Origin of the sequence: Psychroflexus lacisalsi, assembly GCF_020164495.1 — a bacterium.
GTDB classification, from domain to species: Bacteria; Bacteroidota; Bacteroidia; order Flavobacteriales; family Flavobacteriaceae; genus Psychroflexus; species Psychroflexus lacisalsi.
Window position 1 is genome coordinate 1 of sequence record NZ_JAIQYZ010000053.1, and the last position, 206, is coordinate 206.

At 48.1% G+C, this 206-nt stretch carries 1 pseudogene; it reads left to right on the forward strand.

The features are described 5' to 3' along the window. Nucleotides 1–206, forward strand: a pseudogene (locus LB449_RS14125) (transposase); the annotation flags it as partial.

Sequence of the window (206 nt, forward strand, 5' to 3'; positions counted from 1 at the left end):
CTTGTTTCTGATTGTAATTACCGATGGCTTCTCTAAATTTGAAAAGGCCTCGCAGCTTTGCAGCTATGTGGGAATAACTCCCACTACAAGAGAGTCTGGTAGCAGCGTAAGAGGTAGGGCGAGGATCTGTCTTGCCTCCGACGAGCAGATTGCGAGAGGAAGGCATGAAACAGGAAACTGCGAAATCTACTGTTCTTGTGCGCCTT